Origin of the sequence: Myxococcus xanthus (assembly GCF_013116825.1) — a bacterium.
GTDB lineage: Bacteria > Myxococcota > Myxococcia > Myxococcales > Myxococcaceae > Myxococcus > Myxococcus xanthus_B.
Genome location: NZ_JABFNS010000272.1, coordinates 1 through 2,247 on the forward strand (window position 1 = coordinate 1; position 2,247 = coordinate 2,247).

At 66.5% G+C, this 2,247-nt stretch carries 2 protein-coding genes; one reads left to right on the plus strand and one right to left on the minus strand.

Annotated features, from left to right (window positions below; genetic code table 11):
• Positions 1-115 precede the first annotated feature (115 nt).
• Positions 116-691 carry a Tgt2/MlaC family protein gene (locus HNV26_RS37185; RefSeq protein WP_011556449.1) on the minus strand — a complete coding sequence of 192 codons (576 nt, stop codon included), beginning with the start codon at positions 689-691 and terminating at the stop codon, positions 116-118.
• A 239-nt stretch (positions 692-930) separates the two neighbouring features.
• Here HNV26_RS37185 and metK point away from each other — a divergent pair, with 239 nt between their 5' ends.
• On the plus strand, positions 931-2,121 hold the full coding sequence (metK, locus tag HNV26_RS37190; protein ID WP_171445580.1) for a methionine adenosyltransferase: 1,191 nt from the start codon (positions 931-933) through the stop codon (positions 2,119-2,121).
• The last annotated feature ends 126 nt before the right edge of the window (positions 2,122-2,247 follow it).

Below are 2,247 nucleotides of genomic sequence, written 5' to 3' on the forward strand. Positions count from 1 at the left end.
GGGGTCGGTCATCGGCCAGGCATGGGGGAGGGGCGACTCTACGCGATGCGCGGACCCCGCGAAAACAATGGTGCGGCCGGGAAGCCTGGTGGCCCGGCCGCCGGGCAGGTGCGGGCTACTTCTTCTTCACCTTCGCCAGCTCCGTGCGCATGCGCTCCAGCAGCAGGTCCCAGCCGCCCTTCTCCATCAGCGGCTTCACCTGCGTGTCCCGGATGTCCTGGAGCATGGACGAGCCCAGCACCGTCACGTCCACGACCTTCCAGGCGGCGGCTTCCTTCACCAGCCGGTACTTGAGCTTCATCTCCTGCGTCTTCAGCGGGTGCTTGATGAAGACGGTGGAGGCCACCGTGGCCTCGGGGCCCTGCACCTGCGAGGGCTCGTAGGTGATGCTGTCCAGGTTCTTGAAGTTCTCCCGCACGCGGGGGAAGGCGATGTTCGCGAAGAGGTCCTGGAACAGCGTGACGAACTCCTTGCGCTGCGCATCGGTGCCCTTGTCCCAGTTGTCGCCGAGCAGGAACTTGCCCTGCTCCTGGCTGCCGAAGTGCTTGAGGGCCAGGGCGTCGCGCTCGTAGCGCACGGACTGCACCACGGTCTTCACCGGCTTGGCGATGGGGTCTTCCTTCGCGGCGAGCGCGGGGAGGGCGAAAGCGAAGGTGGCCAGGAAGGCGAGGGTACGGAAGCGGGCGTTCATGTCGGGCTGTTCCTCCAGAGCGGATGCGCGGACGTCTGTTAGCCCAAGGGAACGTCCGGCGCCTCGCGAAATTCATGCTGGGGTGGGAGGCGGTCATCCGGCCGTAGCCAGCCTGGTTGCTGTTCGCTGGCGGATTCCGAAAAGTTGAATGATGCGGCCCTCTTGCGCGTTTGACTCCTCTAGGACGCCACGTCTAGTGTCCGGCCTTCGCGCACTGTCAGCGCAGCCTCTGAGACGACATGCCTACCGACTTCCTGTTCACGTCTGAATCCGTCACTGAAGGCCACCCGGACAAGATCGCCGACCAGATCTCCGACGGTGTGCTGGATGCCATCATCGCCAAGGACCCTCAGGCGCGCGTCGCCGTGGAGACGCTCGTCAAGACGGGTCTGGCCATCGTCGCGGGTGAGGTGACGACGAACTGTTACGTGGACATCCCGAAGCTCGTCCGCAGCACCATCTGCCGCATCGGGTACACCGACAGCTCCATGGGCTACGACGGCAACACCTGCGGCGTCATGGTGGCCATCGAAGGCCAGAGCCAGGACATCGCCCGGGGCGTCGACAACAAGAAGGACCAGGGCGCCGGCGACCAGGGCATGATGTTCGGCTTCGCCTGCGACGAGACGCCGGAGCTGATGCCGGCCCCCATCCACTACGCGCACGCCATCACCCGCCGCCTGGCGGATGTGCGTCGCAAGCAGCACCCGTGGATCCGCCCGGACGGCAAGAGCCAGGTGACGGTGGAGTACCGCGACGGCCGCCCCGCCCGCATCGACGCGGTGGTGGTGTCCACGCAGCACTCCGATGAGGTCTCCAACAAGAAGATCCAGGAGGCCATCCGCGAGGACGTCATCGCGAAGGCGCTGCCCAAGAAGCTCATCGACAACAAGACGAAGTTCTTCATCAACCCCACCGGCCGCTTCGTGGTGGGTGGCCCCATGGGTGACTCCGGCCTGACGGGCCGGAAGATCATCGTGGACACCTACGGCGGCATGGGCCGTCACGGTGGCGGCGCGTTCAGCGGCAAGGACCCGTCCAAGGTGGACCGCTCGGCCGCGTACATGGGCCGTCACATCGCCAAGACGGTGGTGGCCGCGGGCCTGGCCCGGCGCTGCGAGGTGCAGGTGTCCTACGCCATCGGCGTGGCCGAGCCCGTCAGCGTCATGGTGGAGACCTTCGGCACCGCCACGGTTCCGGAAGAGCGCATCGCCCTGGCCGTCCGCAAGACGTTCGGCCTGCGTCCGCGCGAAATCACCGAGTACCTGGACCTGCTGCGGCCCATCTACCAGAAGACCGCCGCCTACGGGCATTTCGGCCGCACGGAGAAGGAGTTCACCTGGGAGCGCGTCGAGGAGAAGAAGGACGCGCTGCGGGATGCCGCCAAGAGCGCCACGCCGTCAGGTGGCCGCCGCCTGAAGGCCGTCTGATAGCGCAGTTCATCTGGGCTGAGCGACGGAGTAACCGCAGTAGGCGAACCAGCCTGCTGCGTCGCTTGGGGAGATGGCCGCCAGAGCGAGCTTTATGCCCTGGTGCAAGGCGGAGCGGGTCCGCAG